Source organism: Pseudomonas sp. PARCl1, from assembly GCF_947311875.1.
Lineage (GTDB): Bacteria > Pseudomonadota > Gammaproteobacteria > Pseudomonadales > Pseudomonadaceae > Aquipseudomonas > Aquipseudomonas juntendi.
This window is the reverse complement of record NZ_CAMZMX010000005.1, coordinates 47,628-71,980: the sequence shown is the minus strand read 5'-3', so window position 1 is coordinate 71,980 and position 24,353 is coordinate 47,628. Positions and strand designations below refer to the sequence as shown.

Sequence of the window (24,353 nt, the reverse complement as noted above, 5' to 3'; positions counted from 1 at the left end):
ATCGGCGGTAGAGCGCGGCCGGCCACTGCGCAACAGAACGACGCAGGAACCGGCCCCAAAAAAAACCCGTGCGCCAGGCATGGGCCGCTCAGTGAGCAACACCCGCTCTGGATCAGTTATCCAGTTCGTCCTTGACGACCTTGCCGTCGCGCGGATCGACCTTGAACTCGTACTGCTTGCCATCGGCTTTGATGCCCTCACCTTCCCAATGGCCGTCATCGGCCTCGATCTTGGTGATTTGCGTGTAGCCAGCGCCCTTCAGCGTCGCTTCCGCCTGGTCTTTGCTCACCTTCCAGTCAGCACCAGGCTGGTCCGCCCACGCCGCCGTACTGCCCAGCGCGGTCGCCAGCGCCAGGCCAGTGAACAGTCGAGTCATCGTCTTCATCGCCAACATCCTTTTTCATGAAAGTTAGCGGTACGACTGGCGGCCGCACCTCAGCGTTCAGTTTTGTTTCGGGGGCATGGATGCGATGTCATCAGCCAGCACCGCCGGTGTATTGCGTTGGAACTTCACGGCGTGACGATGGCCTCCTTCTCAGGCCTATCGAAAACGGAGAATCACGATGTACGACAAACTGAATGGCAAACGCGTGGCATTCCTGGTAACTGACGGTTTTGAACAGGTCGAGTTGACCGGCCCACGTGAAGCCCTGGAACAAACAGGCGCGGTGGTCGATATCCTGAGCGAAAAGGACGGCACGGTACGCGGCTGGAACCATGACAAACCGGCTGACGAGTTTACCGTGGATGCCACCTTCGACAGCGCGCAGGTGGACCTGTACGACGCCATTGTGTTGCCGGGCGGGGTGCAGAACTCCGATACCATCCGCCTGATCGAGGGCGCGCAAACGCTGGTAAAAAGCCACGCTGCGGCAAACAAGCCACTGGCAGTGATCTGCCACGGGGCCTGGCTGCTGATATCGGCGGGCCTGGTAAAGGGCAAGCGGATGACCAGCTACCAGACCTTGCAGGACGATATTCGCAACGCCGGGGGCGAGTGGGTGGATGAGAAGGTGGTGGTAGACGGCCACCTGATCAGCAGCCGCAAGCCGGACGATATCCCAGCCTTCAACGATCAGTTGATCAAAGCACTGAGCGAATGAACCGCGTCAGCCAAGGCAGGCTGAGGTCGCGTTGATGCTGTGAGTTTTGCGCACCCGGTCATGCAGCGGGTGCTCAAAGCTCCAACCGGCCTGCCAGCAAGGCACTCAGCACCCCGGCAAGGTCATCGCCCTGTTCATCCAGCAGCCGCAGGGGTATGCCTTGCAAGACCGATTGTGACCCGGCTAGGTCCGCACCGACCAACGCCAGCGGGCACGCGACATCCATCTGCAAGGCGCGCAGCTGGCGGGCCATTGTTGCGCTCACCGAGCCCTGTGCGGCAATCACCAACGCTGCAGGCTGCACGGCGGCGCAGACCAGCGCCAGCTCTTCCAGTGGCTGATCACAGCCAAGCACGTCAATGCGCTGTTGCTCGCTGCTCAGCAACAGACCGGTGCACAGCAACTGCGCTTCAGCATGCCCTTCAGTGCCCGCCATTATCACGCGCGGCGCATTGGCCTGGTTCATCTGCAGGCGCATCAGTAGGCGCGCACGCAAGAAATTATCGAAGAACACCCATTGGCTGCGTTGGCCGAAGGCTCGCCCGGCAGCCAGTTGCTGCCAGACCGGCATCAGCACTTCGCGCAGCACCGTCGCCTTGGGCAACAACGTGAACAACTGGCCATGCAGCGCATCCAGCGCTTGGGCATCGAACGCCTGGGTAGCACGCAGCAGCGCTGCGCGCCATTCGGCAAAGGCCGAATCCGACTGCATGGCGGCTTTCGGCTGGGCGGCGAGGCGCTCACCGACCTTGCTGATCGGCAGCCCATGGTTGGTCCAGTGCAGAATGTCGCGGATACGCTGCACATCCTCGGCCGTGTACAGCCGGTGACCACCGTCGGTGCGCTGCGGGCGGAGCAAGCCGTGGCGCCGCTCCCAGGCGCGCAGGGTCACCGGGTTGATGCCCGTCAGGGTAACCACATCGCGCATGGGCAGCAGGTCGGCTTGAGTAGTATCAGTCATTGCACGGGTCGTCCGGGAAGTGCCCCATTCTAAACCGATACACACCTTCTGCGCAGTGCCGAACTGGGTCATCATGCAGCAAACTGCGCGCGAAGCCCTGCACAAAGGCTACGCTGCGCTTACTGAACATGACATTTGCGTAGGTAGCGCTACATGATCACTGCAAAACTCCTGCAACTGATGGTCGAGCAATCCAACGACGGCATCGTCGTAGCCGAGCAGGAAGGCGAAGACAGCATCCTCATCTATGCCAACACAGCTTTCGAGCGGCTGACGGGCTACCAGGCCAGGGACATCCTGTACCAGGACTGCCGCTTCTTGCAGGGCGCCGACCATGACCAGGAAGCCGTACAGCGCATCCGCGAGGCGATTCGTGACGGCAAGCCGTGCCGGGAAGTCCTGCGCAACTACCGCAAGGACGGCAGCCCGTTCTGGAACGAATTGTCCATCAGCCCAGTATTCAACCAAGCGGATCAACTGACCTACTACATCGGCATTCAGCACGATGTTTCCCGGCAGGTAGAGGCCGAGGCGCGGATCAAGGCGCTGGAAGCCGAGGTCGCTGAACTGCGGCAACAGCTGGCGCAACGCGAAAGCTGAAATAGCTATACAAAAACTTTGACTTGTACAATTTTTGTCGTAGGCTTCGAGTATACCTGTACAACAATCGGGTGTTGTACAGGATTGTCCGGAGCCGAGCATGTCCGCTTACCTGCAGCAGTTCGCCGAACGCTTTGCCCACCTTGACGTGGACAGCCTCGATTCACTGAACACCCTGTACAGCGAAGACGTTGTCTTCCGCGACCCCCTGCATCAAATTCACGGGCTCGACGCCCTGCAGGCCTATTTCGCCCAGTTGTACGCCAATGCCCGCGATATCCGCTATGCCTTCGCCGCGGCGGACGAGGTGCTACCTGGCCAGGGTTACCTGCGCTGGACCCTCGAGTTTCGTCACCCACGGCTGGCACGGGGGGCACCGATAACGGTGCAAGGCTGCAGTTTTCTGCAGTGGCGTGACCGCGTCCATTTTCACCAGGATTTCTTCGACGCCGGCGCCCTGTTGTATGAGCACGTTCCACTGATGGGCGGGGCCATTCGCTGGCTCAAAGGCAGGCTGGCATGAGCCGCTGCTGGTTGACAGGCGCTAGCAGCGGCCTTGGCGCAGCCCTGGCGCAAGCGCTGCTGGAACAAGGGCACCAGGTCGCGTTGGGTGGCCGTCGCAGCCAGGCACTGCTGCCGTTGGCCGAGCGGTATCCGGGGCAGGTGCTGTTGGCCGAGGGCGACATTGCCGACGCTGCACAAGTGGCACAGATGGCCGCCCGCATCGAGCAAGCCTGGGGTGGGCTGGACATGGCGGTCTTCAATGCAGGCACTTGTGAATACCTGGAGCCCGGCCACTTCGACCCGGCGCTTGTCGAACGCGTGGTACGCACCAACCTGCTGGGCGTGAGCAACTGCCTGGCCGCCGCCCTGCCCTTGCTGCGGGCAGGCGTGCGCCCGCACCTGGTGGTGGTCGGCAGTTCGGTAACCTGGCTGGCCTTGCCCCGTGCCGGAGCCTACGGGGCGTCCAAGGCAGCCGTGCGTTACCTGGTGGAGTCGCAGCTGATCGACTTGGCACGCGAGGGTATCGACGTGACGTTGGTCAGCCCGGGCTTTGTCGATACGCCGTTGACCCGCCGCAACGACTTCCCCATGCCGCAACTGTGGTCTGCCGAGCGCGCGGCACAACATATTGCCAAGCGCTTGCCCCGGCGCCCGCTTGAAATCAACTTCCCGAGCCTTTTCACCTGGGGCCTGCGTGTGCTCGGGGCCCTGCCCCCGCGTCTGCGCCTGGCCCTGGGCCTGCGCTTGGCCCGCCACGAACAGGACTGACCCATGCGCATCGCCATTATTGGAAGCGGCATTGCCGGCCTCACCTGTGCCTACCTGCTCTCCCGTCGCCACGCGGTCACGGTGTTCGAAGCCGCGAGCTGGGTCGGCGGCCACACCCACACCGTGGACGTGGACTGGGCAGGCGAGCGCTATGCCATCGATACTGGCTTCATCGTGTTCAACGACTGGACCTACCCGAACTTCATTCGTTTGCTCGAGCAACTGGATGTGGGCTCACAACCCACGCAGATGAGCTTCTCCGTAAACGACCCGCTCAGCGGCCTGGAATACAACGGTCATAGCCTCGACACCCTGTTCGCACAACGCAGCAACCTGCTGTCACCGGGTTTCTGGGGGATGCTGCGCGAAATCCTGCGCTTCAACCGGCAGGCTATCGCCGACCTGGATGCAGGGCGAATAGACGATCACACCACGCTGGGCAGCTATCTTCAGGCGCAAGGCTACGGGCAACGTTTTGTCGATCACTACGTGGTGCCCATGGGCTCGGCGATCTGGTCGATGTCCCGGGCCGACATGCTGGCTTTTCCGTTGCAGTTCTTCGTGCGCTTTTGCCGCAACCACGGCCTGCTGTCGGTCAATAAGCGGCCGCAATGGCGGGTGATAGAAGGTGGTTCACGCAGCTATATCGGCCCGCTGAGCCGGCGGTTTGCCGAACAGGTACGGCTTGACTGCAAGGTTCACCGGGTCGACCGAGACCAGGATGGGGTGACCCTGCACAGCGCTGCCGGCACCGAGCGCTTCGACAAAGTGGTATTCGCCTGTCACAGCGACCAGGCCCTTGCCCTGCTGCAGGCACCGAGTACACAGGAGCAGGCAGTACTGGGCGCCATCGGCTACGCCGACAATGATGTGGTGCTGCACACCGACACCCGCCTGCTGCCCCGCCGGCGCAAAGCCTGGGCCAGTTGGAACTACCGCCTGGCCGGCGACGGTCAGGCACCGGCCGCGCTGACCTACAACATGAATATCCTGCAAGGCCTGCAGGCGCCGGTGACGTTCTGCGTGAGCCTGAACCAGACCGCCCTGATCGACCCCGCCCAGATCATCGCCCGCTTCAGTTACGCCCACCCGCAATACAGCCTGGCGGCGCTGGCCGCACAGGCCCGGCATGCGCAGCTGCAAGGCGGTCAGCACAGCTATTTCTGCGGGGCCTACTGGGGCAACGGCTTTCACGAGGACGGCGTCACCAGCGCGCTGCAGGTGGCCAGCCATTTCGGGGAACAGCTATGAACAGCGGTCTGTGCCTGGGCTGGCTCAGCCACCGGCGCCTGAGCCCGCGGCCGCACGCCTTCCGCTACCAAGTCGGCATGTTCTACCTGGACCTGGACGAGCAAGCCTGGCTGATGACCCTGTCGCGCTGGTTACGGCGCTCGCGCCTGGCGCCGCTGAGCTTCCGTGAAACCGATTACCTGCCGGCCTTTACCGGCCAAGGGCAATCGCTGGCCGGCGCCGCGCGGCGGTTGGTGGGCCGAGCCACGGGCCAGGTGCCGGAAGGGCCGGTACGCCTGCTGACCCAGCTGCGTTGCTGGGGACTGGCGTTCAACCCGGTGAGTTTCTACTTCTGCCACGACCGCGATGGGCACCTGGCGGCAATCCTGCTGGAAGTACGCAACACCCCTTGGCGAGAGCGCTTCCACTATGTGCTGCCCGTACAGGGCGGGCTGGCGCAGCCGTTCGCGGTGAACAAGGCCTTTCACGTGTCGCCGTTCATGCCGCTGGACATGGACTACCGCTTGCGCTTCCACCTCGACGAGAGCCGGGTGCGCATCCACATGGAAAACTGGCAAAGCGGCCACAAGGTCTTCGAAGCCGACCTGGCACTACGGCGCCAACCCTTGGACCGTCCCGCCTTGCACCGCTACATCCTAGCCTTCCCCTGGATGAGCCTGCGCACCCTGACGGGCATCTACTGGCAAGCCCTGCGCCTGTTCTGCAAGCGCACGCCTATTCACGACCACACCGCCAGCCAGGGCGACCTGGCACTTGGCCAACCTTGCGAGGACTCCGATCATGTCCAATCCCACCCTGAGCGTTAGCAAGTCAGCAGGCATCGCCCCTTGGTTGGGGGCGCTGGCGCGCAACGCTGTGCTGGCACAACTGGGCAAGTTGCGCCATGGCCACCTGCGTGTGCTCTGCCATGGTCAACAATGGGCCTTCGGTGATGCCGCCAGTGCCCTGCAGGCGGAGGTGGAAATTCTCGATGATGCTGCCTGGAACCTGCTGGCGAGCAATGGTTCGATCGGTGCCGGTGAGGGCTATATCCATGGTTACTGGCGCAGCCCGGACCTGGCACTGGTCACGCGGTTGTTCGTCGCCAACCTCGAGGTGCTCGACGCCCTCGAAGGGGGCCTGGCGCGGTTGGGCCGGCCTGCCCTGCGCCTGCTGCACCGGCTCAACCGCAACAGCAGGCGCGGTGCGCGACGCAACATACTGGCCCATTATGACTTGGGCAACGCATTGTTCGAACAGCTGCTGGACCCGACCATGATGTACTCGGCTGCCCAGTTCGAGCACCCCGACCAACCCCTTGAACACGCCCAGCTTCGCAAGCTGCAACGCATCTGCGAAAAGCTTGAACTGGGCCCGGAAGACCACCTGCTGGAGATCGGCACTGGCTGGGGCAGCCTTGCCATCCATGCGGCCAGCCATCATGGTTGCCGGGTCACCACCACCACCCTGTCCCAGGCGCAATACAGCCATACCCTGCAACGGGTCAAAGACCTGGGGCTGGAGCGGCAGATCACGGTGCTGCAGGAGGACTACCGAGACCTGCGCGGCACATTCGACAAGCTGGTGTCGATCGAGATGATCGAGGCTGTAGGCCACCGCTACCTGCCCACGTACTTCCGCCAGTGTGGAGCGTTGCTCAAGCCCGATGGCCTGATGCTGATCCAGGCGATCACCATTCGCGACCAGCGCTATGCTCAGGCACGGCGCTCGGTGGACTTCATCCAGCGCTATATTTTCCCCGGCGGCGCCCTGCCCTCGCTCAGCGTGCTGGTCGATACGGCCAGCCGCCAGACAGCGCTGAACCTGGTTCACATGGAGGATTTCGGTGTCGACTATGCTCTGACGCTGCGGCACTGGCACGACAATCTGAAGCAGTCGCGCGCCGCGCTCGCGGCGTTGGGTTATGACGAGACGTTCCAGCGCCTGTGGGAGTTTTATCTGTGCTACTGCCAGGGCGGTTTCGAGGAGCGTGCCATTGGCGTGGCGCAGCTGTTGTGGGCGGCGCCGAACGCGCGTCGCGCGCCGCTGCCTGTACCAGCGTGATGGTTACCCGCGGCCAGGTTGCCAATGCGCTGTGGCTGCAATTGGGCTGGTGGTTGTGCATATGGGGCGCCAGCACACCTTGGGTGCCGGTGCTGGTACCTGTGGGCCTGGCGCTACACCTGTGGACATGCACACAGCCGCGGGCAGAAGCTTGGGCGCTGTTACGCGTAACCCTGATTGGCTGCCTGCTGGACAGCCTGCTAGGCAGTTTTGGCGTATTTGATTTTCATGCCTGGCCGTTACCCTTGTGGCTGGCATCGATGTGGTTGGTGCTGGCCAGCGGTTTGCGCCATAGCCTGGCCTGGGCAGGCCGGCCGTTTTTGCGCGGTGCCGTGGTCGGCGCGGTTGCCGGCCCCCTGGCGTATCTGGGCGGCGCGAGGCTGGCCGATGTCACGCTGCCCCTGGGGCCTTTGGCAACCACCCTGATTCTAGTGCCGATCTGGGCCTTGGCCCTGCCCTTGCTGGTGCGCCTGGCCGCGTGGCGCTGATCGGCGACAGCGCTCGGAACAATAACGCACCTCGTCCCAGCAACGCGCCCAGCGCTTGCGCCAGGCGAATGGCCGGCCACACACCACGCACAGCTTGCTTGGCAGGTTTTGCTTCTTCACAGCGGCCTGCCTGCATCCAGCTCGGCGAGCAACTGCTCTCCACGTTGCCACACACCATCACGGCGCGCGGCAGCCATGCGGTCGAGGTTGCGGTAGACCATTGCCAGGCGCGGGTTGGCCGACAGGCGTTGACGGTGGCGCATAAGAAAATGCCAGTACAGCGCATTGAACGGGCAGGCATCGGCTTCCACCACCTTGTCTACCCGATAGCTGCAGGCCTTGCAGTGGTCGGACATCCGCTGGATGTAGCGCCCGCTGGCGCAATACGGTTTGGAGCCCAGGTAGCCACCGTCGGCATGCATCACCATGCCAAGCGTGTTGGGCAGTTCGACCCAGTCGAACGCATCGATGTAAACCGCCAGGTACCATTCACAGATGGCGGCAGGCGCGATGCCTGCCAACAGCGCAAAGTTGCCGGTCACCATCAGCCGCTGCACGTGGTGCGCGTACCCAAGCCGCAGCGTTTGCCCTATCGCTTGCGCCATGCAGCGCATGCGGGTGTTACCGGTCCAGTAGAACTCGGGCAAGGCGCGGGCGTTGCCGAAGTGGTTCAATGTGGCGTAGTCGGGCATGCGCAGCCAATACACGCCGCGGACATATTCACGCCAACCGATCAGTTGGCGGATGAAGCCTTCGGCGGCGTTCAGCGGCACCCTGCCTTCGCGCCAGGCCTGTTGCACGTCTTCGCACAACTGCCGCACATCGAGCAAGCCGATGTTCAGGGCCGCGCTGATGCGTGAATGGAAAAGATACGGCTCACCTTCGGCCATGGCGTCCTGGTAGTCACCGAATGCCGCCAGACCGAAGTCGAGAAAGTGCTGCCACAGTTCAAGCGCCTGCTGATGGGTGACGGGGTACTCGAACCCGTCTATCTCGCCGTAGTGGTCGCCGAAGCGCTGGCGTACCAGCGCCATCACCGCCAGGGTAATGGCATCGGGCGTAAAGCGCGCCGCGAACGGAGCGCCCAGGTAGCGAGGCAGTGGTTTACGGTTTTCACTGTCGAAGTTCCAAGTGCCCCCGGCAGGGCTGCCATCGGGCTCCAGCAGCAGGCCGCACCGCTTGCGCATACCGCGATAGAAATGCTCCATGCGCAGTTGCCGGCGACCCTCGGCCCAGCGCGCGAAGGCCTCACGCGAGCACAGAAAGCGGGTGTCGCGGTGCCACGTCAAGGGCAGCCCGGACTCGCGCAACGCGTGCTCGAGCCGCCACTCGCCACATTCGGTGAGGTCGATCTGCGCCGCGCCAAGCCGTTCTCGCCAGCGGCGCAGCTCACCGACGATGGTGCCGCTGTTGTCGCTGTCATCGATCGGTACGTAGTGCACTTGCCAGCCGCGCTCGCGCAGCGCCTGGGCAAAGTGGCGCATGGCGCTGAAAACGAGCACGATCTTTTGCGGGTGATGGGGCACATAGCGCGCTTCGCCCTCCACCTCTGCCATCAGGATAGCGTCCTGGGCAGGGTTCAGTGCCTTCAGGCTTGGCAGCTCCAGCGACAACTGGTCACCCAGCACCAGGCCCAGGCGCACGGGGCGGCCTACCACTGGCTGGCCAGGGTAATCGGCACCCGCAACGGTACAATGGGGCCGTCACGTTGCCCGCACATCTCATCATGCACCGACTGCTGCACCAGCACGCATGGCACCTCGGCCATGTCGGCCAGCAAATCGCGCAGTTCGGTTGTGGAGCGCAGCCGCACAGGCTGCCCTTGTGCATCGCTCAGGGTAACCGGGCCGGTTGCGGTGATGGCACGCAAAACGTAGAAGCCGCCTTCCAGCGACAGCACTTCAAGCTCTTCGATTTCGCCAGCATCCACGTGCTGGGCCAATGCATTCAGGTTCATGGCGTAGCCTCCGGCAGGCGGCGGAAGAACAGCGTGATCTGGCCGATCTCCACACCTAGTTTGCTCATGCTCGAGCGGTTGATCAGCGTGTCGTCATCCATCAGGTACATCCAGTCGTCCAGGTCCACCTCCCAGTGCTTGCCGTCCACCGGCAAGTCCAGCCGGTAACGCCAGCGCAGCGCATTGCCCGCCACTTCGCCGCGGGCCTCGCCGATCACGTCGCCGGCCGTGCCCCGCCAGCGCCCAGGCCCGTCCGGCACCAAGGTCCAAGTGCGCTGCTGGCGCGTGCCGTCGCTGTACACGAAGTGCTCGTCGAGAATCAGCCGCTCACCTTCCCGGCGGCTGTCAATGCGCACATGAAACCGCTTGACCACCTCGCCGGAACGCTTCTGGAACATGCCCCAGGCCTGAACCGGCCGGGAGAAGAACGCCGCCAGGTCGAGCTTGGGTTGCTCACCGGCATAATGCTCGACCCCCACGTTGCCGCAACTGCCCAACAGCAGGCAGCCAACCAGTAACAGCGCTTTGCCAACGTTCATGTCACGGCTCTCCATCGGTGCCGGCCAGCCCAAGCAAGCGCTGCCGTAATTGTGGGTCCCTGGCATTCGGGCCGAGCCAGATGGCGAAGAATGCCCGGGCAAAGACAGGGTCGGTGATTTCGCGGCTGAGTTTGCCGTCAACGTAAAAACGGCAGCCTTGGCCCGGCAGGTAAACACCCGTGATGCGCATGCCAGGGTGCACGTCAACGAATGCCTGTTGCAGCAGCGCGGTCAGTTGCGCGCTGCGTTGCGCCGTCATGCTGCCCCCGTCGAGCCTGCGCATTTCTGCAAGGCTGGCTTCGACCAAAGTGTCTCTCGACAGCGAGCGGTGGTAACGCAGCTCCAGCGCGAACGGCTCATCCCAGCGCTGCACGGGGCCGGCAGCCCACAGCCGCGCACTGTACAAACGCAGGCCCCACCAGCTGAAATCGCCTTCTCCCAGCCGTTGTGCGGCCGGCACATCCGAGCGCCAGTCCGCCACAGCCGCCGTGGCCAGAGCGGTCAGCAACAGACACAGGGATGTGAATCGGGCTGGGACTGCCATGCTGGCCTCGGCTGCCATGACTAATATTGTACAAACATAGCATCTTGTACAGGTTTGTCACCCTCAATGTACAGCTTTTTGTATCAGTTAAAAGGCAACCGCAGGGTTGCTGCCAAGCCCCCGCTCGGTCGGTTCTCAAGGTGAACATGCCCGCCCAGGCGGTCAATGATGGTGGCGACAATGGACAGCCCCAGCCCGGCACCGTTGGGGCTGTTACGGCTGTAGAAGCGCTCGAACACGCGCGCTATGTCAGCCGGCTCGATACCTGGGCCTTCATCCTCCACGATCAGCTCGAAACGGTTTTCCCGGCGCCTGAGCAGTACGCTGATGCGCCCTCCCGGGGGCGAGTGCTCGACGGCGTTGGAAACCAGGTTCTGGAACGCGATGGTCAACGCACCGGCGTCGATGCCCAGGTGGTGATCACCCTCACCGATATCCAGCGATGGCTCCAGGCCGCGGTCGAGTATCCAGGGAGTCAGCTCGGCCATGGTGTCGGTGACCACCTCACCCAGGTCGACCTTGACCGCGGCGTGCTGGCCCAGGCGCGGCTCGACACGGGCCAGGGTCAGCAACTGGTTGACCACCCGGGTCAGCCGGTCCACACCGCCAATCAGAAAGCCCAGCGCCTTGCGCCGTTCGGCCTCGCTCGCGGCCTCGAGTGCGTTCTGGGCATGCAGGCGCAACACCGCCAGCGGCGTGCGCATTTCATGGGCGGCGTCGGCAATGAAGCGGTGCTCGCGCCGCAGCATGTCTTCGATCTGCGCCAGCAGGCGGTTGATGGCCGCTTGCATGGGTTCCAGCTCCGAGGGCAATGGCGCCAGGCGCAAGGGTTCGAGTGAATCGGCGTGGCGCGCGCGAATGACCGTGGCCATGTTCTGCAAGGGGCGCAGCCCCCAGCCGATCGCGACCCATACCAGCAACACCAGGGCCAGGCTGCCGAGCAGGAAGGGGAACAAGGTATGGCGCACGATCCGGTCGATCAGGTCGTAGCGCACATCATCGCGTTCACCCACCCAGATGACCCAGTGCTTTTCCGGCACCGGTAACACGAAGCCGCGCCATTGCCGGTCACCACTGGAAAAGTCGTAGAACCCGGGTTCGGACGGCGGCAGCGACAGCTGCGGGGCACTGGGTGTATGCACCAGCAAGACGCCCCCCTCACCCCATACCTGGAATGCCAGCTTGCTCTCGTAGGGGTGGCCAACCCGGTGGTGGCCGGCCTGGGCCAAGGCGTCGTTGAACGCCTGGTACATGGCCTCGCGCGAGCCGCCCTGGACCGGCAGGCTCATGACCCCCTGCAGCAGGCGGGCATTCTGCGCCAGGTGGGCGTCGTACACTTCGTTGATCTCATGGCGACTGTCATGATAGTTGTACAACGTCAGCAGGCCTGTCCCCAGCAGCAACAGCAGCATGACCCGCCACAACGTCCTTCGCCGCAACGAGGTCATGCCTTGCCCTCGACCAGGTAGCCAATGCCCCGCACCGTGCGGATCAGGCCGTTGTTGAGCTTTTTGCGCAGGTGGTAGATGTGCACTTCCAGGGTATTGCTCTCGGGCTCTTCATCCCAGCCATACAGCAGCTGGGTCAGGCGTTCACGGGTGAACACCTTGCCCGGCTGGGCCAGCAATTCATGCAGCAAGCGGTACTCCTTGGGGGTCAATATCACTTCCAGCCCTTGGTAATGCACCTGCTGGGTAGCGGGGTCGAGCATGACCCCCGCATGCTCGATCAATACTTTGGCACGCCCGGCGCTGCGCCTGAGCAAAGCCCGCAAGCGGGCCTTCAGCTCGTTGAGGTCGAACGGCTTGATCAGGTAGTCGTCAGCGCCAGCATCCAGCCCGGCGATGCGATCATCCAGGGCGTCCCGCGCGGTGAGGATCAGTACCGGCAAGCTATTGCCAGCGCCTCTCACGCGCCGCAGTACCTCGATGCCATCCAGGCGCGGCAAGCCCAGGTCCAGGATGGCCAGGTCGAATGTTTCATGCAGCAGCGCGTGCACCCCATTCTGGCCGTCGCGCAACCAGTCGAGTGTATAACCCTCCTGGCGCAAGCCATCGCAGATCCCCTCCCCCAGTGCGGTATCGTCCTCAACCAGCAGTAGCCGCATGTTCAGTCCTGTTTGTCCTTGATTGCCTTGAGTAAAGCCGCGATATCCGCCCGCCGGCCTTGGTCCGCCAGCTCACGCCCCGGCCGCGGCGGCGCCTGCATGGCCTTTTGCAAGGCAGCAGTGGCTTCAGCGTAGCGCTTTTGCCGGTACAAGTGGTCGGCCCAGAAATAGTTGCTGTCGATGCCGTTGGGGTTGATCTTCAGGGCTTCGCGCAACAGCTTGTCCGCCTTGTCGCCGTCACCGAACCCTATCGGCCAGCCCGGCACCTGGTCGTAAAGCGTGCCAAGGCTGGTATAGGCCGAGCCCTGCAGGGCATCAGGGTCCAGCTTGATGGCCTGCTCCAGGCTGGCCTTGGCTGACTTGACCTTGCCCAGCGCACCGAGCCCACCCACGGCGCCAGCCCAGCTGCTGTTGATGATGCCTTCCCAGATCAGCGGCTCGGGGGTGCCGGGGTGCTGCCTGACGAATGCCGCCGCCTCACCGGACAACTTCTCGAAAGCATCGGCACGCTGGGCCTTGGGCGTCTGATACTGGATTTGTGCCCAACGCTGTTGCAGCGCGCTGAGCTGCTGGTTTCCGGCTGGATCCAGTGCCCAGGTGAACGGGGTGAACGCCAGCAGGCTGACGAAGGCCAGTCGCTTCATTTGCTCGACTCCTTGATATGGCCGCCAATGTAGCGGCGAATGACAGGCAATTGCTTGCGCAGGGCACGGTCGACCACCCCTGGCAACATGCCGTTGATGCGTACGAAGAGCTTTTCCGGCCACCCCAGGTACAGCTCGCTGCGCTCCGACTGGACGGCTACGAGCACGGCGCGGGCGACATCGGCCGGGTCGTCCATGCCGACCTTCAGCGCCTGGTTGAGCGCGGTGGCGGCGCTGCTGTTCATGGTGGTGCGGGTGGCCCGCGGGGCGGCATACAGCACATTCACCGTGGTATCGGCCAACTCACGGCGCAACGCCTCGGAAAAACCGCGCAGGGCGAACTTGCTGGCACAGTAGGTGGCGTAGCCGGGGTAGCCGATCGAGCCGTAAGTGGAACCGACATTCACCACCAGCGCCTTGGGTTGCTCGCGCAGCAGGGGCAGGCAGGCACGGGTCAGATGCAGGGGCGCCTTGATGTTGATGTCGAGCAATTCATCCAGCGCGTACTCGTCCAGCTGGTCCAGCAAGGCAAAACGGTTCACACCGGCGGCATTGATCAGCACATTGACCCCGCCCATTTCACGGGCGCGGCTGACCACCTGTTCACGCCCGGTCGGCGTACGCAGGTCGGCCGTTTGCCAACGCAGGCGCTCAGGGTAGCGGTTCATCAGCCCCGCCAGCTTGCCCATGTGCCGGCTTACCGCCAGGACCCGGGCACCGGCTGCACACAATTGCTCGGCCAGTTCCAGGCCGATGCCGCCACTGGCCCCGGTCAGCACCACCACCGACTCATGCAAGCGCATGCTGCACCTCGGCATGCTCAGTGCGTGGCAAACCTTCGAACATGGCGGTATACAGCTGGTACACCACCTTGGCGGCGTGCAGCACCGCCTGCTGGTCGGCCACGTCGTCCAGCCGATCCATCAGGCTTTTGTAGGTGACCATGTGGTCCTGGTCCAGCGCGCCGTGGGAACTGAGGTAGCTGAAGGCCTGGTTGGGCAACCCGAGGGTGCTCTGGATCGCCCCGGCAGCATGGGTGGCCAGGGCGATGCTGGTGCCCTCCAGCACGTTGACCATGCCGAACAACCCCACCGGGTTGCCCCGTGCGATAAGGTCGTACAGATAGGCAACCATCAACTCGATGGGCAAGGCAGGCCGGCCGTCGCGTACCGCCTCCCAGTCACCGCCACAGGCCTTGATATCGTTGAGGATCCACTGCTCGTGGCCGTACTCCTCCTGGATGTACTCGCACACCGCGCCGCGCAACCACTCCAGCCGCGCCGGCAGCCGAGCGCCGCACGCCATCATCAGCGGCACGGTATGGCGCACGTGGTAATAGGCCTGGGTGAGGAAGGCGATGTAACTGGCCCGGCTTACCTGGCCGGCCAGCGCCTCGCGAATGACCGGCACCGCGAACAAAGCCTGACGTTCGTGGCTGGTTTGCAGCTGCAGGGTGTCGAAAAATGACATGGTAGACCTCATGACGGAATGTCGGACAACAAGGATTGATAACGCTGCAGGATCGCCTCACGGCGTGGGCGGCCATTGGCGGTCAGGGTGTGCTCGGCGACCGAGAATGGCGCTGGCAAACGCCGCCAGGCATGCACCCTGGCGTAGTCGGGCAAACTGGCATTACTGTGCTGCACGGCCTGCTCGATAGCCGCGTCCGTGGTGCCCGGGGCGAGCGGCCAGAGCAACGCCACGTTGCGCGGCATGCCCTCGCCATGAACGAACGCCTGGGCGATCACCCCGCTCTGGGTCAGCTCGGCTTCTACCCATTCAGGGTTGACGTTGCGCCCGAAGCTGGTGATGAACTGGTGTTTCTTGCGCCCGTTCAGGTGCAGGTAGCCTTCATCATCGAAAAAGCCCAGGTCGCCGGTGGCCCACCACGCGGTTTGGCTGGGCGTGTCGCCCAGATAGCCAAGCAGCAGGGTCCCGGCAACCAGCACTTCACCGTCTTCGGCAATACGCACCTGCACATGCGGCAATGGCCGGCCGACACTGCCCGGGCGCACCGCACCGGGGCGGTTCAGCGCCACCACAGAGGCACATTCCGACAGCCCGTAGCCCTCGAATACCGGCAAGCCTACGGCCTCGGCCCGCGCCAGCAGGCTGGGCGCCACACGGGCGCCACCCACCGCAACGAAACGCAGCATGCCAACCCCCATCAGCCCGCGCTCGATTGCCGTGACCAGCCCCAGCAGCAGTTGCGGAACCAGAATCAGGCTTTGTGCGCCGCTCAAGGCGATGGCCCCGAGCAGCCGCTTGAAATCGACCTGGCTGGCCCCCCCCATGCCCAGCTGGGCCTGTGGGTACAGCATGACACTGGCCCCTGCCAGCAAGGCGGCGTAAACGCCCAGGTTCTCCAGCAACACGCCCAGCGGAAGCACAGCGAGGTAGCGCCGAGGCTGCGTAGGCCGGCTGGCCTGTTCCAGTTCGTGTGCGACCCGCAACATGGCCTGCGCGCTCAGGCACACGCCTTTGGGGTTGCCGGTACTGCCAGAGGTGTAGGTGACCTTGGCGGTACCTTCAGGCAGGGCCACCGCAGGCAGCGCTGGCCGCGACCAGAAGCCTTGCTGGTCGACGAAACCCAACCGCCCGAGCAAGCTCTCCCAGGTGGGCGGGCCGAGCACCAGGCTGGCCCCGCTCTGTTGCAGGCAATGCTCCAACTGGGTTGGGCTGAAGAAGGTGGGCACCGTCACGCAGGCGCGCCCCGAGACCAGCGCGGCCAGGTCCCACAACAGCAGTTCGGGACCGTTATCCAGCCCCAGCACCAGCACACCGGCCTGACGCTGGCGCAGGGCCTCGGCACGCTGTAGCACCTCGGCAAGCAGCTGCTTGTAGGTGTAGCGTGCACTGGCCCCTTCCAGCGCGGGCGCGTCACCATGGGCCAGCAATGCCTGCCAGAAACGTTCAAGTTCAAGCGGCATGGCCGGTCTCCTCGTCCAGCACCGGAAAGCCCAGGCGGCGAAACACACCAGCGCTACGCAGCAAGTCGAAGCCTTGGCCGATTTCACCCGCGTACACCTGCGGATGCTGGGCGTAATAGCTGCCCCATTGCGCAACGGGCTCGTCCAGGCGTGCCGGGTCGGCCTGCGCCAGCACGGTAGGTGCCAGGCCCAGGCGCTGGAAACTGTTGATCAAGGTGGAGGCACCGGTGAACGCCACCCACTTCAGCCCACGGGTGGCAAGCAGCCAGGTCACGGCGGTGATCATGATGCGTGCGCTGCCAGCGCTCAGCGACGCCAGGTTGCCGACCTCGACCATGCACTCGCGGGCAACGGGCAGGCTGGTCAGGCGGGCAACCGCGGTTTCCAGGGGCACGTCCAGGTAACGCTCGAGAAACAGCGGCCCACTGCTGGCCGGGCGCAGACCCGCCGCCGCGATCAAGTGCCCGTGGCTATCACGCAAGGCCAGCAACTCGGGCAGGTAATGGTGTACATCGGCGTGGTGAACTTCAGCGAAACAGCGATGAATGAACTGCTCGAGCGCCTCCCGGTCAGGGTCGTCCGGCAGGTGCAGGGACAAACAGCCGTGATGCGCTGCATGGGTGCCTATCGGCAATGGGAGCAGGTGGCTCCAAAGGGTATGGGTCATGGGACTCCCCCCTGATTAATGGGTTGGGCGAAGTATCAGTGACGAATCTGAAGGGAATCTGAAGCCGGCAGAACAAACGCCCGGAAACCGAACGGTCGATAGCCAAGCCGTTGCTTTTATCTACCGCCTGGCCCAAGCTCAGCCCTTCTTGCCGCCATGGACCCCCCGATGCCCAGACGCAACCGCTACCTGATCGCCGTGCTGCTGTTGATCCTGGTATCGGCCCTGTTCGGGTACCTGTGGCGCGATACTCCGTCAGCCCAGCCGACCTTGCCGGCGCATAGCTATGCCAAGGCCCTGCGCCAGGCCCACGACGGTCGGCCTGGCGCTGCCAGGGTGCTTTACCAGCAGTTGCAACGCACCGACTTGCCCGCGATCCGGCGCGCAGCCCTGTACGCCGAGCTGCCCAACTACCCTTCGCCACTGGCCTTGAAAATCGCCCGGCAAGACCTGGAACACGCCGAGCCACTGGTGCGCCGTGCCGCCATCGCAGGTATCCGCCGGCTGCTGCCTGCGGCGCAGCGCAGCCTGGTGCTTGGCCCGCTGCTGGACGATGACGACCAAAGCGTGCGCTTCGCTGCCGTGGACGCCTTGCTTGGCCTTTCCCCGGATGACATAGGCCTGTATTTCGGCCCGCTGCAGGCGGCCCTGGAGCAATACCAGCAAGCGCTGGCGCAACAACCCGAGGAAGCAGACGCGCAAGTGCACCTGGCGCGCTTGTACATGCACGAAAATGACTACACCCAAGCTGCGGTAGCCCTGCAACGTGCACTGACCGTCGCCCCAGGCAACCTCGATGCGCTAGCCACCCAGGTGCGCCTGCTGGAACGTCAAGGCCAACACGATGCCTCACGCCAGGTGCTCGGCAAGGCATTGGCCCTGAGCCCGGACTCGGCCTTCCTGCAATACCAGCTGGGGCGCTGGCTGATCCGCCACCAGCAACGTGAGTACGCCTTGCTGGCACTGTCCCGCGCGGTTGAACTGGACCCGGACAACGTCGATTACCGCTATACCCTGGCGGTGACCCTGCATGCGCTTGAGCAACTTGATGCGGCGCAGAAGCAGCTGGAAACCGTGCTCAGCCAGCAACCGGCCAACCGTCGCGCGCGGGTGTTGCTGATCCAGTACTGGAAAGAATCCGGCCAACTTCAGAACGTGCAGGTGCTGCTGGCCGAGCTGGAGCAGCAAAACCCGGATGACCCCGCCCTGCAGCAAGGCCTCTAGGTCTGCCTGAAACCTGTTGAACCCTGAGCCCGTGCCCAGGGTCCAGTGGTTATCAGGCCACTCTGCAGGAGAATTGCCTTGGCCAGTTCGTTGGCGCTGGATGAACGTGCGTTGATCCTCGCCCCACCGCCGTTGGCGGCGCAAACCTCGCACCTGCTGTCGGCGGCCGGCATCAATTGCCTGTGTGCCACCGACCTGGCGCACCTGCATGCGCGCCTGGCAGAAGGCGCCGGCCTGGCGATCATCGCCGAGCAGGTGTTCAACGCAGGCCCTAGTGCCCTGCTGCAGGCCTTTATCGACCAGCAACCGCACTGGTCGGATCTGCCCATCGTGCTGGTGACCCAGGGTGCATGGTCGGCCAGCCGCGTGCACAATCACCCGGTCGGCAACCTTATCCTGCTGGTGCCCCCTTTCTGCGACGACCAACTGCTGCACATGACCCAGTCCGCGCTGCGCCACAGGCGTCGGCAATACCTGACCCGCGACCAGCTCAAAAACCTGCAGCAGCGGCTGGATAACGGGCTCGCCCAGCCTGATGAGCCGGCGGAGCGCTACGCCCAGGCCCGCTTCCAGGCGCGCAAGATGGAAGCTATCGGCCAACTCGCTGGCGGCGTGGCCCACGATTTCAACAACCTGCTCACCAGTATTGGCGGCAGTTTCGAGCTGATAGACCGGCGCCTCAAGCAAGGCCGCGCCGACGGCCTGGACGGCGTGTTGCGCCTGGGCCGCGAAGCGGTGTCACGCGCCGCCCGCCTGACCCATCGTCTGCTGGCCTTCTCATGTAGGCAGTCGTTGCACAGCCGATGCGTCAACCTGCACACCCTGTTGCAGACCAAGCAGCTGAAGGCTCAACTCAAGCCTGCGATAAAGTTGCAGGTGAGCATCGCCAAAGGCCTGTGGAACGCGGAAGCTGACGACCAGCAGTTGCGCGAGGCCCTCGACAATCTGATCCTCAATGCCTGTGAAGCCATGCCCAGCGGTGGCCTGCTGCGGATCGAGGCAACCAATCAGCCTATCTACAGCAGCCCCATGGCCGATGGCCCCCTGACCGCCGGCGATTACCTGCGCCTGAGCGTGATCGATAACGGCCAGGGCATGGCGCCAAGTACACTGGAGCACGCATTCGAACCCTTCTTCAGCACCAAAGCGACCAGCCAAGGCATCGGCCTGGGCTTGTCGATGGTGTACGGGTTCAGCAAGCAATCCCATGGCCATGTCACCCTGCACAGCCAAATTGGCAAGGGCACGCGGGTAGACCTGTACCTGCCGCGTCACATCGACCAGGCACCCTCGCCCGCCCAACCGTTGGTAACTGCGCAAGCCACACACGGCCACCGGGTGCTGTTGGTCGAGGACGACCTGCATGTTCGCGAACTGCTGTGCCAGGCCCTGCGTGACAATGGCTTCACGTGCCTGAGTGCGGCCAACGCCGAGGAGGGGCTTGAGGTGCTACGCGCCTCGCAACCCATCGACCTGCTGATCAGCGACGTAGGTTTACCCGGCATGAACGGTCGGCAACTGGCGGAGATTGCACGTAGCTTGCGCCCCCGGTTACCGGTGCTGTTCATTACCGGCTACGCGGAAACCGCGATGGCGCGCGAGGGCTTTCTGGGGTGCGATATGCACCTGATCTGCAAGCCATTCGAACTGCGACAGCTGCAGGAACAGGTGGCCATGATCCTTGGCCAACCCTGAGGGGCTCACTGTTCAAGCATGCGCAACGCCTGGTCTGCCAGGTCTGCCAGCGAAAACGGCTTGTTCATCAACGCTGTGCCAGGCTGTTCGAGCAACTGGGGCTCCACCGGTTGCCCCGCATAGCCCGTGATGAACAGGATGTTCTGCTGCGGCAGTTGCATGCGCATGGCCTTGGCCACCTGGCGCCCGCTGAAGCCTCCCGGCAAACCGATATCGGTGATCACCAGGTCGAACGGACCGTCATGGCGAAACCGCTCCAATGCGGTATTGGCGTCGCTTGCGTCAACCACCTGGAAACCGCGCTCAACCAGGTATTCACGCATCACCGCGCGCAGATTGAGTTCGTCATCCACCAGCAGCAGCCGCTCACCCTGGGCCATGCGTTGCGTACTTTGCACCGGTTTGCACTCATCAGGAAGCGGCTCGAACGTTCTGGGGAACAACATCGACACCTTGGTCCCCTGGTTCGGCGCAGACTCGATCCACGCATAGCCCCCCGACTGGCCGACAAAACCGTAGACCATCGACAGCCCCAGGCCGGAGCCACGGCCGATGGGCTTGGTGGTGAAAAAAGGCTCGAACGCCTTGGCGATTTCCGCAGCCGACATGCCGTGGCCATCGTCCTCGACATGCAAGGCCACATAGTCACCCGGCGGCAGCCCGTTCTCGTCCGGGAACGCCGCGATCAAGCGTTCGTTGACGCTGCGGATCGTGACATTGCCCCGCTCCAGGCACGCCTCGCGGGCGTTGGTACACAGGTTGATCAATGCATTTTCGAGCTGGGTGACATCCAGGTTGACCACCCACGGGGCGACGTCCAGTTGCCAGTGCAAGCACAACTCCGGACCCAAGGTCCTGCGCAACAACGGCTCGCACAGGCGCAACTGCCGGTTGAAATCCAGCGGCTTCGGCGCCAAGGGTTGGTGGCGGGAAAAGGCCAGCAAACGGTGGGTCAGCTCCATGGCCCGCATCACCGAATCGCGGGCAACATCCACATAAGCACCGATCCGCTCCGGGCGCCCCTCCTGGAGGCGGCGCTGGAGCAGCTCAAGGCTACCGCCGATACCAGACAGCAGGTTATTCAACTCATGGCCCATGCCCCCGGCCAGTTGCCCCACGACTTCCATCCGTTCAGTGTTGCGCATCAGCGCTTCGGACTGGCGCGCTGCCTCCTCGCGGTCCTCACTGATATCCTGGCCGACTACGGTGAGCAAGCGCCCATCGAAGCGCGCGCTCCAGCGGAAGGTATGGTAATGCCCATCGCGGTGCCGCAAGCGGGTCTCGATCGGGTCTGCGCTGCTGGCTTGCAGTAACGCCGACACCACCACCTGCACCTCGGTCCGATCTGCCGGGTGCACCAGTTCCAGTACCGACACCCCCTGGATCTGCTGTTCGTCCCAACCCAGCACCTGGTGCCAGGCGGGGTTGGCGGCATGCACCTTCAGCTCCGGGGTAACCCTCATCATCGCATCGCGTGACATCTGCCAGATCTGCTCGTGCTCCAGCACATGCCGCTCGATCTGCTGCTCGAAGCCTTGCGCCTGCTCGCGCCAATGCCGGTGTGCCTCGACGCTGGCAGTGGTCTCGATCACCGTGTGCAGAAAGCCCGCGACATTGCCTTGCTCATCGTGCAGGGGCGCGTAACCGAATGCGCACCACAGTGGCTCGCCGCACGGGTCACTGCCGATGCGCAAGGGAGGGTCCTCGACAAAGTTCGACTGCCCTTCCAGGGCCTTGAAAACCCACGGCCCCACTGTCGGCCAGATTTCGCGCCACAGCGTGTCGAACGCCTGGCCGAGCCCATCCGCAGCGCCGCCGCGCAATGCACGGTAGGCATCATTGTGCACCACCGTCAGGTCTGGCCCCCAAACCACGGCACAGGGGAACGGCGACAGGTGCATCATATCCACCGCGATGCGCAACGAAGCCGGCCAGCGCGGCAGCGGCCCTAGCGAGGTGCGGCTCCAGTCCAGCTGCACGATGCGGTCGTCAACCGGCCTGCGGGCTGCGGCAGCAGGCGGGTGAAGGCGGATCTGTGGCTCAAGGCCAAGTGATGATTTTTTGGTGACCAATGTCATGGCTCCAGCATGGCCAAGGGGGCTGGGGGTAATGCTATTGAAGGTAGCACAGCACGTTCGGCCCACCATGGCGGAGTTCAAGGTGCTGGCCCGGCTGGCAGGCCGATAGGGCTTACGCAGGTTTGCGCAATTACTGTCACGCGCGCTTTCTTCGGCCTACAGCCGAACGACCATCGAAGACCTAGGCTTTGGGCTCGGCTGTTCAACTGGAACAGCGTTGCAGCGGAGCGCAATAGGTCTATGTCGTACATCGTCAACGCCGGGCGTAGCATGCTGGAGTTGCTGTTGCTGATCGTGGTGGGGCTGGTACCCGTGGTATCCGGGTTGCTGGTGATGATCCTGCAACTGCAAACGAAACTTGCGGAGAATGCGGCTGTTTCCGTGAAGGAAGCGGTTTACAGTGTCGATCAGGCATTCAACCGCATGCAGGAAACCGCGTTGCGTTCACTACCGCTGGCCGGGCAGCCTTGTGCCAGCGCCCTGAACACCTTGCAGGATCATGTCACCAGCCTGTCCATGCTCAGGTCCCTCACGCTGGTAGAGGACGAGCAGGCCTATTGCAGTACCACGCCGGACCCGCTGGAGGATTTGACCGCATTTGCCACGTCTGGCCGCCAGGTCGAGATTTCCTATGGGCTCGCAGACACCCGCCGCAAACTGCTGGTGAACCTGTATACGGCCGACAATAACCAGGGTGTCATTGTCACGGCGTATGCCTCCCAGCTTCGCAGCGAGCTGGACGCTTTCCAGGACGGGTTGACGCTGCTGCTGGAATTCGACGACCGCTACCTGTGGAGTGGCGGCGACAGCCGCGCCGGCGCACGCCCCTCGCAGGACGAGTTTTCGACCAGCATGCTTTCGCAGAAATACGGCTATCGGGTCGTAGGCGGCTATGCCGAAGGTTTCACCGCGCGGGAGATTCGCCAGTCGATGCGCCAGACCCTGCCCTCCTTGCTACTGGTGGGGGTTCTGACCGCCTCGGTGGTTTTCCTGGCGCTGATGAAAGGGCGCGCGAACAGGCGTAGCCGCGCCGCCGAAGGGACATGACGGCGGCGCCACTACCAGCGTGTCAGTCGGTGCTCAGCACGCCGCGACGCACCTGGTCACGCTCGATGGATTCGAACAGGGCCTTGAAGTTGCCTTCACCAAACCCGTCGTCGCCTTTACGCTGGATGAACTCGAAGAACACCGGCCCGAGCAGGGTTTCCGAGAAAATCTGCAGCAGCAGGCGCTTGTCTTCCGGCTGCGAGGCACCATCGAGCAGGATACCCCGCGCCTGCAACTGATCGACCGGCTCGCCATGGCCGGGCAGGCGCTCTTCGAGCATTTCGTAATAGGTTTGTGGCGGCGCCGTCATGAAGCGCATGCCGAACCCCTTCAGCGCGTCCCAGGTCTTGAGCAGGTCATCGGTCAGGAAGGCAACGTGCTGGATGCCCTCACCGTTGAACTGCATCAGGAACTCCTCGATCTGCCCGGCGCCCTTGGACGACTCTTCGTTGAGCGGAATGCGGATCATGCCATCCGGGGCGGTCATCGCCTTGGAGGTCAGGCCGGTGTACTCACCCTTGATGTCGAAGTAGCGGATTTCACGGAAGTTGAACAGCTTCTCGTAGAAGCCCGCCCAGTAGGCCATGCGCCCACGGTAAACGTTGTGGGTGAGGTGGTCGATGACCTTGAGGCCGGCACCGACCGGGTGGCGGTCGACACCCTCGATGAATTTGAAGTCGATGTCGTAGATCGAGCTACCTTCCTCGAAACGGTCAATCAGGTACAGTGGCGCACCGCCAATGCCCTTGATCGCCGGCAGGCGCAGTTCCATCGGGCCGGTTTCGATTTCTACCGGCTGCGCGCCCAGTTCCAGCGCACGGGCATAGGCCTCATGGGCATTGCGCACACGGAAGGCCATGCCACATACCGATGGGCCATGTTCCGCGGCAAAATACGACGCGATGCTTCTGGGTTCGTTGTTCAGAATCAGGTTGATGCCACCCTGCCGATACAGGTGCACATTCTTGGAGCGGTGGGTCGCGACCTTGGTGAAGCCCAGCATCTGGAATACCGGCTCCAGCACGCCAGGGGCCGGGGCCGCCAGTTCGATGAATTCAAAGCCCATCAGGCCCATTGGATTTTCAAAGATATCTGCCATGTTCGTGTCCTCATCTGCAGCTAAAAATTAATGATTGCTTGGGATGCGGAACAGAAATGGCGGGGAGCACGGGATCCCTCGCACGCTGCGGGCGAGGAAGTCAC

General features: G+C 63.6%; 27 protein-coding genes. 11 read left to right on the top strand and 16 right to left on the bottom strand.

Annotation, left to right across the window (positions count from 1 at the left end):
- Nucleotides 1-112: 112 nt before the first annotated feature.
- Nucleotides 113-385, bottom strand: a complete 273-nt coding sequence (locus tag QME24_RS04490; RefSeq protein WP_047149911.1) for a PepSY domain-containing protein — start codon at nucleotides 383-385, stop codon at nucleotides 113-115.
- Between the two features lie 178 nt (nucleotides 386-563).
- Between QME24_RS04490 and QME24_RS04485 the strand changes: the two genes are divergently transcribed.
- Nucleotides 564-1,103: a type 1 glutamine amidotransferase domain-containing protein gene (locus tag QME24_RS04485; RefSeq protein WP_280091287.1), complete on the top strand. Its 540-nt coding sequence runs from the start codon at nucleotides 564-566 to the stop codon at nucleotides 1,101-1,103.
- 73 nt (nucleotides 1,104-1,176) lie between these two features.
- On the opposite strand, the gene QME24_RS04480 is transcribed toward QME24_RS04485, so the two are convergent.
- Nucleotides 1,177-2,064, bottom strand: coding sequence for a MerR family transcriptional regulator (locus tag QME24_RS04480; RefSeq protein ID WP_280091288.1), 888 nt, complete (start codon nucleotides 2,062-2,064; stop codon nucleotides 1,177-1,179).
- A gap of 153 nt (nucleotides 2,065-2,217) precedes the next feature.
- On the opposite strand from QME24_RS04480, the gene QME24_RS04475 reads away from it, so the two are divergent.
- From QME24_RS04475 to QME24_RS04445, 7 genes are all read left to right on the top strand, one after another.
- On the top strand, nucleotides 2,218-2,664 hold the full coding sequence (locus QME24_RS04475) for a PAS sensor domain-containing protein (protein WP_054903840.1): 447 nt from the start codon (nucleotides 2,218-2,220) through the stop codon (nucleotides 2,662-2,664).
- A 100-nt stretch (nucleotides 2,665-2,764) separates the two neighbouring features.
- Nucleotides 2,765-3,187 carry a nuclear transport factor 2 family protein gene (locus QME24_RS04470; RefSeq protein WP_029887149.1) on the top strand — a complete coding sequence of 141 codons (423 nt, stop codon included), beginning with the start codon at nucleotides 2,765-2,767 and terminating at the stop codon, nucleotides 3,185-3,187.
- Entirely contained in the window at nucleotides 3,184-3,936 is a 753-nt protein-coding gene (locus tag QME24_RS04465) for an SDR family NAD(P)-dependent oxidoreductase (protein WP_280091289.1), read from the top strand. The genes QME24_RS04470 and QME24_RS04465 overlap by 4 nt, the downstream gene beginning before the upstream one ends.
- Nucleotides 3,937-3,939: 3 nt before the next feature.
- A complete protein-coding gene (locus QME24_RS04460) occupies nucleotides 3,940-5,187 on the top strand; it encodes an FAD-dependent oxidoreductase (RefSeq protein ID WP_009685535.1) in 1,248 nt (415 codons plus the stop codon).
- Nucleotides 5,184-5,993, top strand: a complete 810-nt coding sequence (locus tag QME24_RS04455) for a DUF1365 domain-containing protein (protein ID WP_054903837.1) — start codon at nucleotides 5,184-5,186, stop codon at nucleotides 5,991-5,993. Before QME24_RS04460 ends, QME24_RS04455 begins: the two co-directional genes overlap by 4 nt.
- Nucleotides 5,968-7,230 (top strand): cyclopropane-fatty-acyl-phospholipid synthase family protein, encoded by a 1,263-nt coding sequence (locus QME24_RS04450; RefSeq protein WP_280091290.1) that lies wholly within the window; start codon nucleotides 5,968-5,970, stop codon nucleotides 7,228-7,230. The genes QME24_RS04455 and QME24_RS04450 overlap by 26 nt, the downstream gene beginning before the upstream one ends.
- Nucleotides 7,230-7,718, top strand: a complete 489-nt coding sequence (locus QME24_RS04445; RefSeq protein WP_280091301.1) for a DUF2878 domain-containing protein — start codon at nucleotides 7,230-7,232, stop codon at nucleotides 7,716-7,718. Before QME24_RS04450 ends, QME24_RS04445 begins: the two co-directional genes overlap by 1 nt.
- Here the strand turns inward: QME24_RS04445 and QME24_RS04440 are convergent.
- The 12 genes from QME24_RS04440 to QME24_RS04385 all read right to left on the bottom strand — a co-directional run bounded on the left by QME24_RS04440 (nucleotide 7,659) and on the right by QME24_RS04385 (nucleotide 17,106).
- Nucleotides 7,659-7,838, bottom strand: coding sequence for a DUF2256 domain-containing protein (locus tag QME24_RS04440; protein ID WP_082414515.1), 180 nt, complete (start codon nucleotides 7,836-7,838; stop codon nucleotides 7,659-7,661). The two genes, QME24_RS04445 and QME24_RS04440, sit on opposite strands and share 60 nt — an antisense overlap.
- The gene (locus tag QME24_RS04435) at nucleotides 7,835-9,361 is read right to left on the bottom strand and encodes a cryptochrome/photolyase family protein (RefSeq protein ID WP_260779445.1); all 1,527 of its coding nucleotides are present in this window, start codon (nucleotides 9,359-9,361) and stop codon (nucleotides 7,835-7,837) included. The genes QME24_RS04440 and QME24_RS04435 overlap by 4 nt, the downstream gene beginning before the upstream one ends.
- A gap of 8 nt (nucleotides 9,362-9,369) precedes the next feature.
- Nucleotides 9,370-9,675: a DUF6482 family protein gene (locus QME24_RS04430; RefSeq protein ID WP_054903835.1), complete on the bottom strand. Its 306-nt coding sequence runs from the start codon at nucleotides 9,673-9,675 to the stop codon at nucleotides 9,370-9,372.
- The gene (locus QME24_RS04425; protein ID WP_029887143.1) at nucleotides 9,672-10,214 is read right to left on the bottom strand and encodes a DUF3833 domain-containing protein; all 543 of its coding nucleotides are present in this window, start codon (nucleotides 10,212-10,214) and stop codon (nucleotides 9,672-9,674) included. The genes QME24_RS04430 and QME24_RS04425 overlap by 4 nt, the downstream gene beginning before the upstream one ends.
- 1 nt (nucleotide 10,215) lies before the next feature.
- Nucleotides 10,216-10,758 carry a chalcone isomerase family protein gene (locus tag QME24_RS04420; protein ID WP_280091291.1) on the bottom strand — a complete coding sequence of 181 codons (543 nt, stop codon included), beginning with the start codon at nucleotides 10,756-10,758 and terminating at the stop codon, nucleotides 10,216-10,218.
- 83 nt (nucleotides 10,759-10,841) lie between these two features.
- A complete protein-coding gene (locus QME24_RS04415; RefSeq protein ID WP_054903834.1) occupies nucleotides 10,842-12,206 on the bottom strand; it encodes a sensor histidine kinase in 1,365 nt (454 codons plus the stop codon).
- Nucleotides 12,203-12,865: a response regulator gene (locus QME24_RS04410; protein WP_054903833.1), complete on the bottom strand. Its 663-nt coding sequence runs from the start codon at nucleotides 12,863-12,865 to the stop codon at nucleotides 12,203-12,205. Before QME24_RS04410 ends, QME24_RS04415 begins: the two co-directional genes overlap by 4 nt.
- Before the next feature lie 2 nt (nucleotides 12,866-12,867).
- Nucleotides 12,868-13,509: a hypothetical protein gene (locus QME24_RS04405; RefSeq protein WP_235768813.1), complete on the bottom strand. Its 642-nt coding sequence runs from the start codon at nucleotides 13,507-13,509 to the stop codon at nucleotides 12,868-12,870.
- A complete protein-coding gene (locus QME24_RS04400; protein ID WP_054903831.1) occupies nucleotides 13,506-14,312 on the bottom strand; it encodes an SDR family oxidoreductase in 807 nt (268 codons plus the stop codon). Before QME24_RS04400 ends, QME24_RS04405 begins: the two co-directional genes overlap by 4 nt.
- Nucleotides 14,299-14,979, bottom strand: a complete 681-nt coding sequence (locus QME24_RS04395) for an iron-containing redox enzyme family protein (protein WP_029887138.1) — start codon at nucleotides 14,977-14,979, stop codon at nucleotides 14,299-14,301. Before QME24_RS04395 ends, QME24_RS04400 begins: the two co-directional genes overlap by 14 nt.
- An 8-nt stretch (nucleotides 14,980-14,987) precedes the next feature.
- Nucleotides 14,988-16,439: an AMP-binding protein gene (locus QME24_RS04390; protein WP_235768812.1), complete on the bottom strand. Its 1,452-nt coding sequence runs from the start codon at nucleotides 16,437-16,439 to the stop codon at nucleotides 14,988-14,990.
- Nucleotides 16,429-17,106 (bottom strand): thermostable hemolysin, encoded by a 678-nt coding sequence (locus tag QME24_RS04385; protein WP_054903829.1) that lies wholly within the window; start codon nucleotides 17,104-17,106, stop codon nucleotides 16,429-16,431. Before QME24_RS04385 ends, QME24_RS04390 begins: the two co-directional genes overlap by 11 nt.
- 168 nt (nucleotides 17,107-17,274) lie before the next feature.
- Between QME24_RS04385 and QME24_RS04380 the strand changes: the two genes are divergently transcribed.
- Entirely contained in the window at nucleotides 17,275-18,330 is a 1,056-nt protein-coding gene (locus tag QME24_RS04380; RefSeq protein ID WP_054903828.1) for a HEAT repeat domain-containing protein, read from the top strand.
- 78 nt (nucleotides 18,331-18,408) lie between these two features.
- On the top strand, nucleotides 18,409-20,025 hold the full coding sequence (locus tag QME24_RS04375; RefSeq protein WP_232892179.1) for an ATP-binding protein: 1,617 nt from the start codon (nucleotides 18,409-18,411) through the stop codon (nucleotides 20,023-20,025).
- A 5-nt stretch (nucleotides 20,026-20,030) separates the two neighbouring features.
- On the opposite strand, the gene QME24_RS04370 is transcribed toward QME24_RS04375, so the two are convergent.
- Nucleotides 20,031-22,103, bottom strand: coding sequence for a PAS domain-containing sensor histidine kinase (locus QME24_RS04370; RefSeq protein WP_281690791.1), 2,073 nt, complete (start codon nucleotides 22,101-22,103; stop codon nucleotides 20,031-20,033).
- Between the two features lie 240 nt (nucleotides 22,104-22,343).
- Between QME24_RS04370 and QME24_RS04365 the strand changes: the two genes are divergently transcribed.
- Nucleotides 22,344-23,150 (top strand): CSS-motif domain-containing protein, encoded by an 807-nt coding sequence (locus QME24_RS04365; RefSeq protein ID WP_029887132.1) that lies wholly within the window; start codon nucleotides 22,344-22,346, stop codon nucleotides 23,148-23,150.
- Between the two features lie 22 nt (nucleotides 23,151-23,172).
- On the opposite strand, the gene hppD is transcribed toward QME24_RS04365, so the two are convergent.
- Complete coding sequence (gene hppD, locus QME24_RS04360; RefSeq protein ID WP_054903825.1) at nucleotides 23,173-24,249, bottom strand: 4-hydroxyphenylpyruvate dioxygenase; 1,077 nt, start codon at nucleotides 24,247-24,249, stop codon at nucleotides 23,173-23,175.
- Between the last annotated feature and the right edge of the window lie 104 nt (nucleotides 24,250-24,353).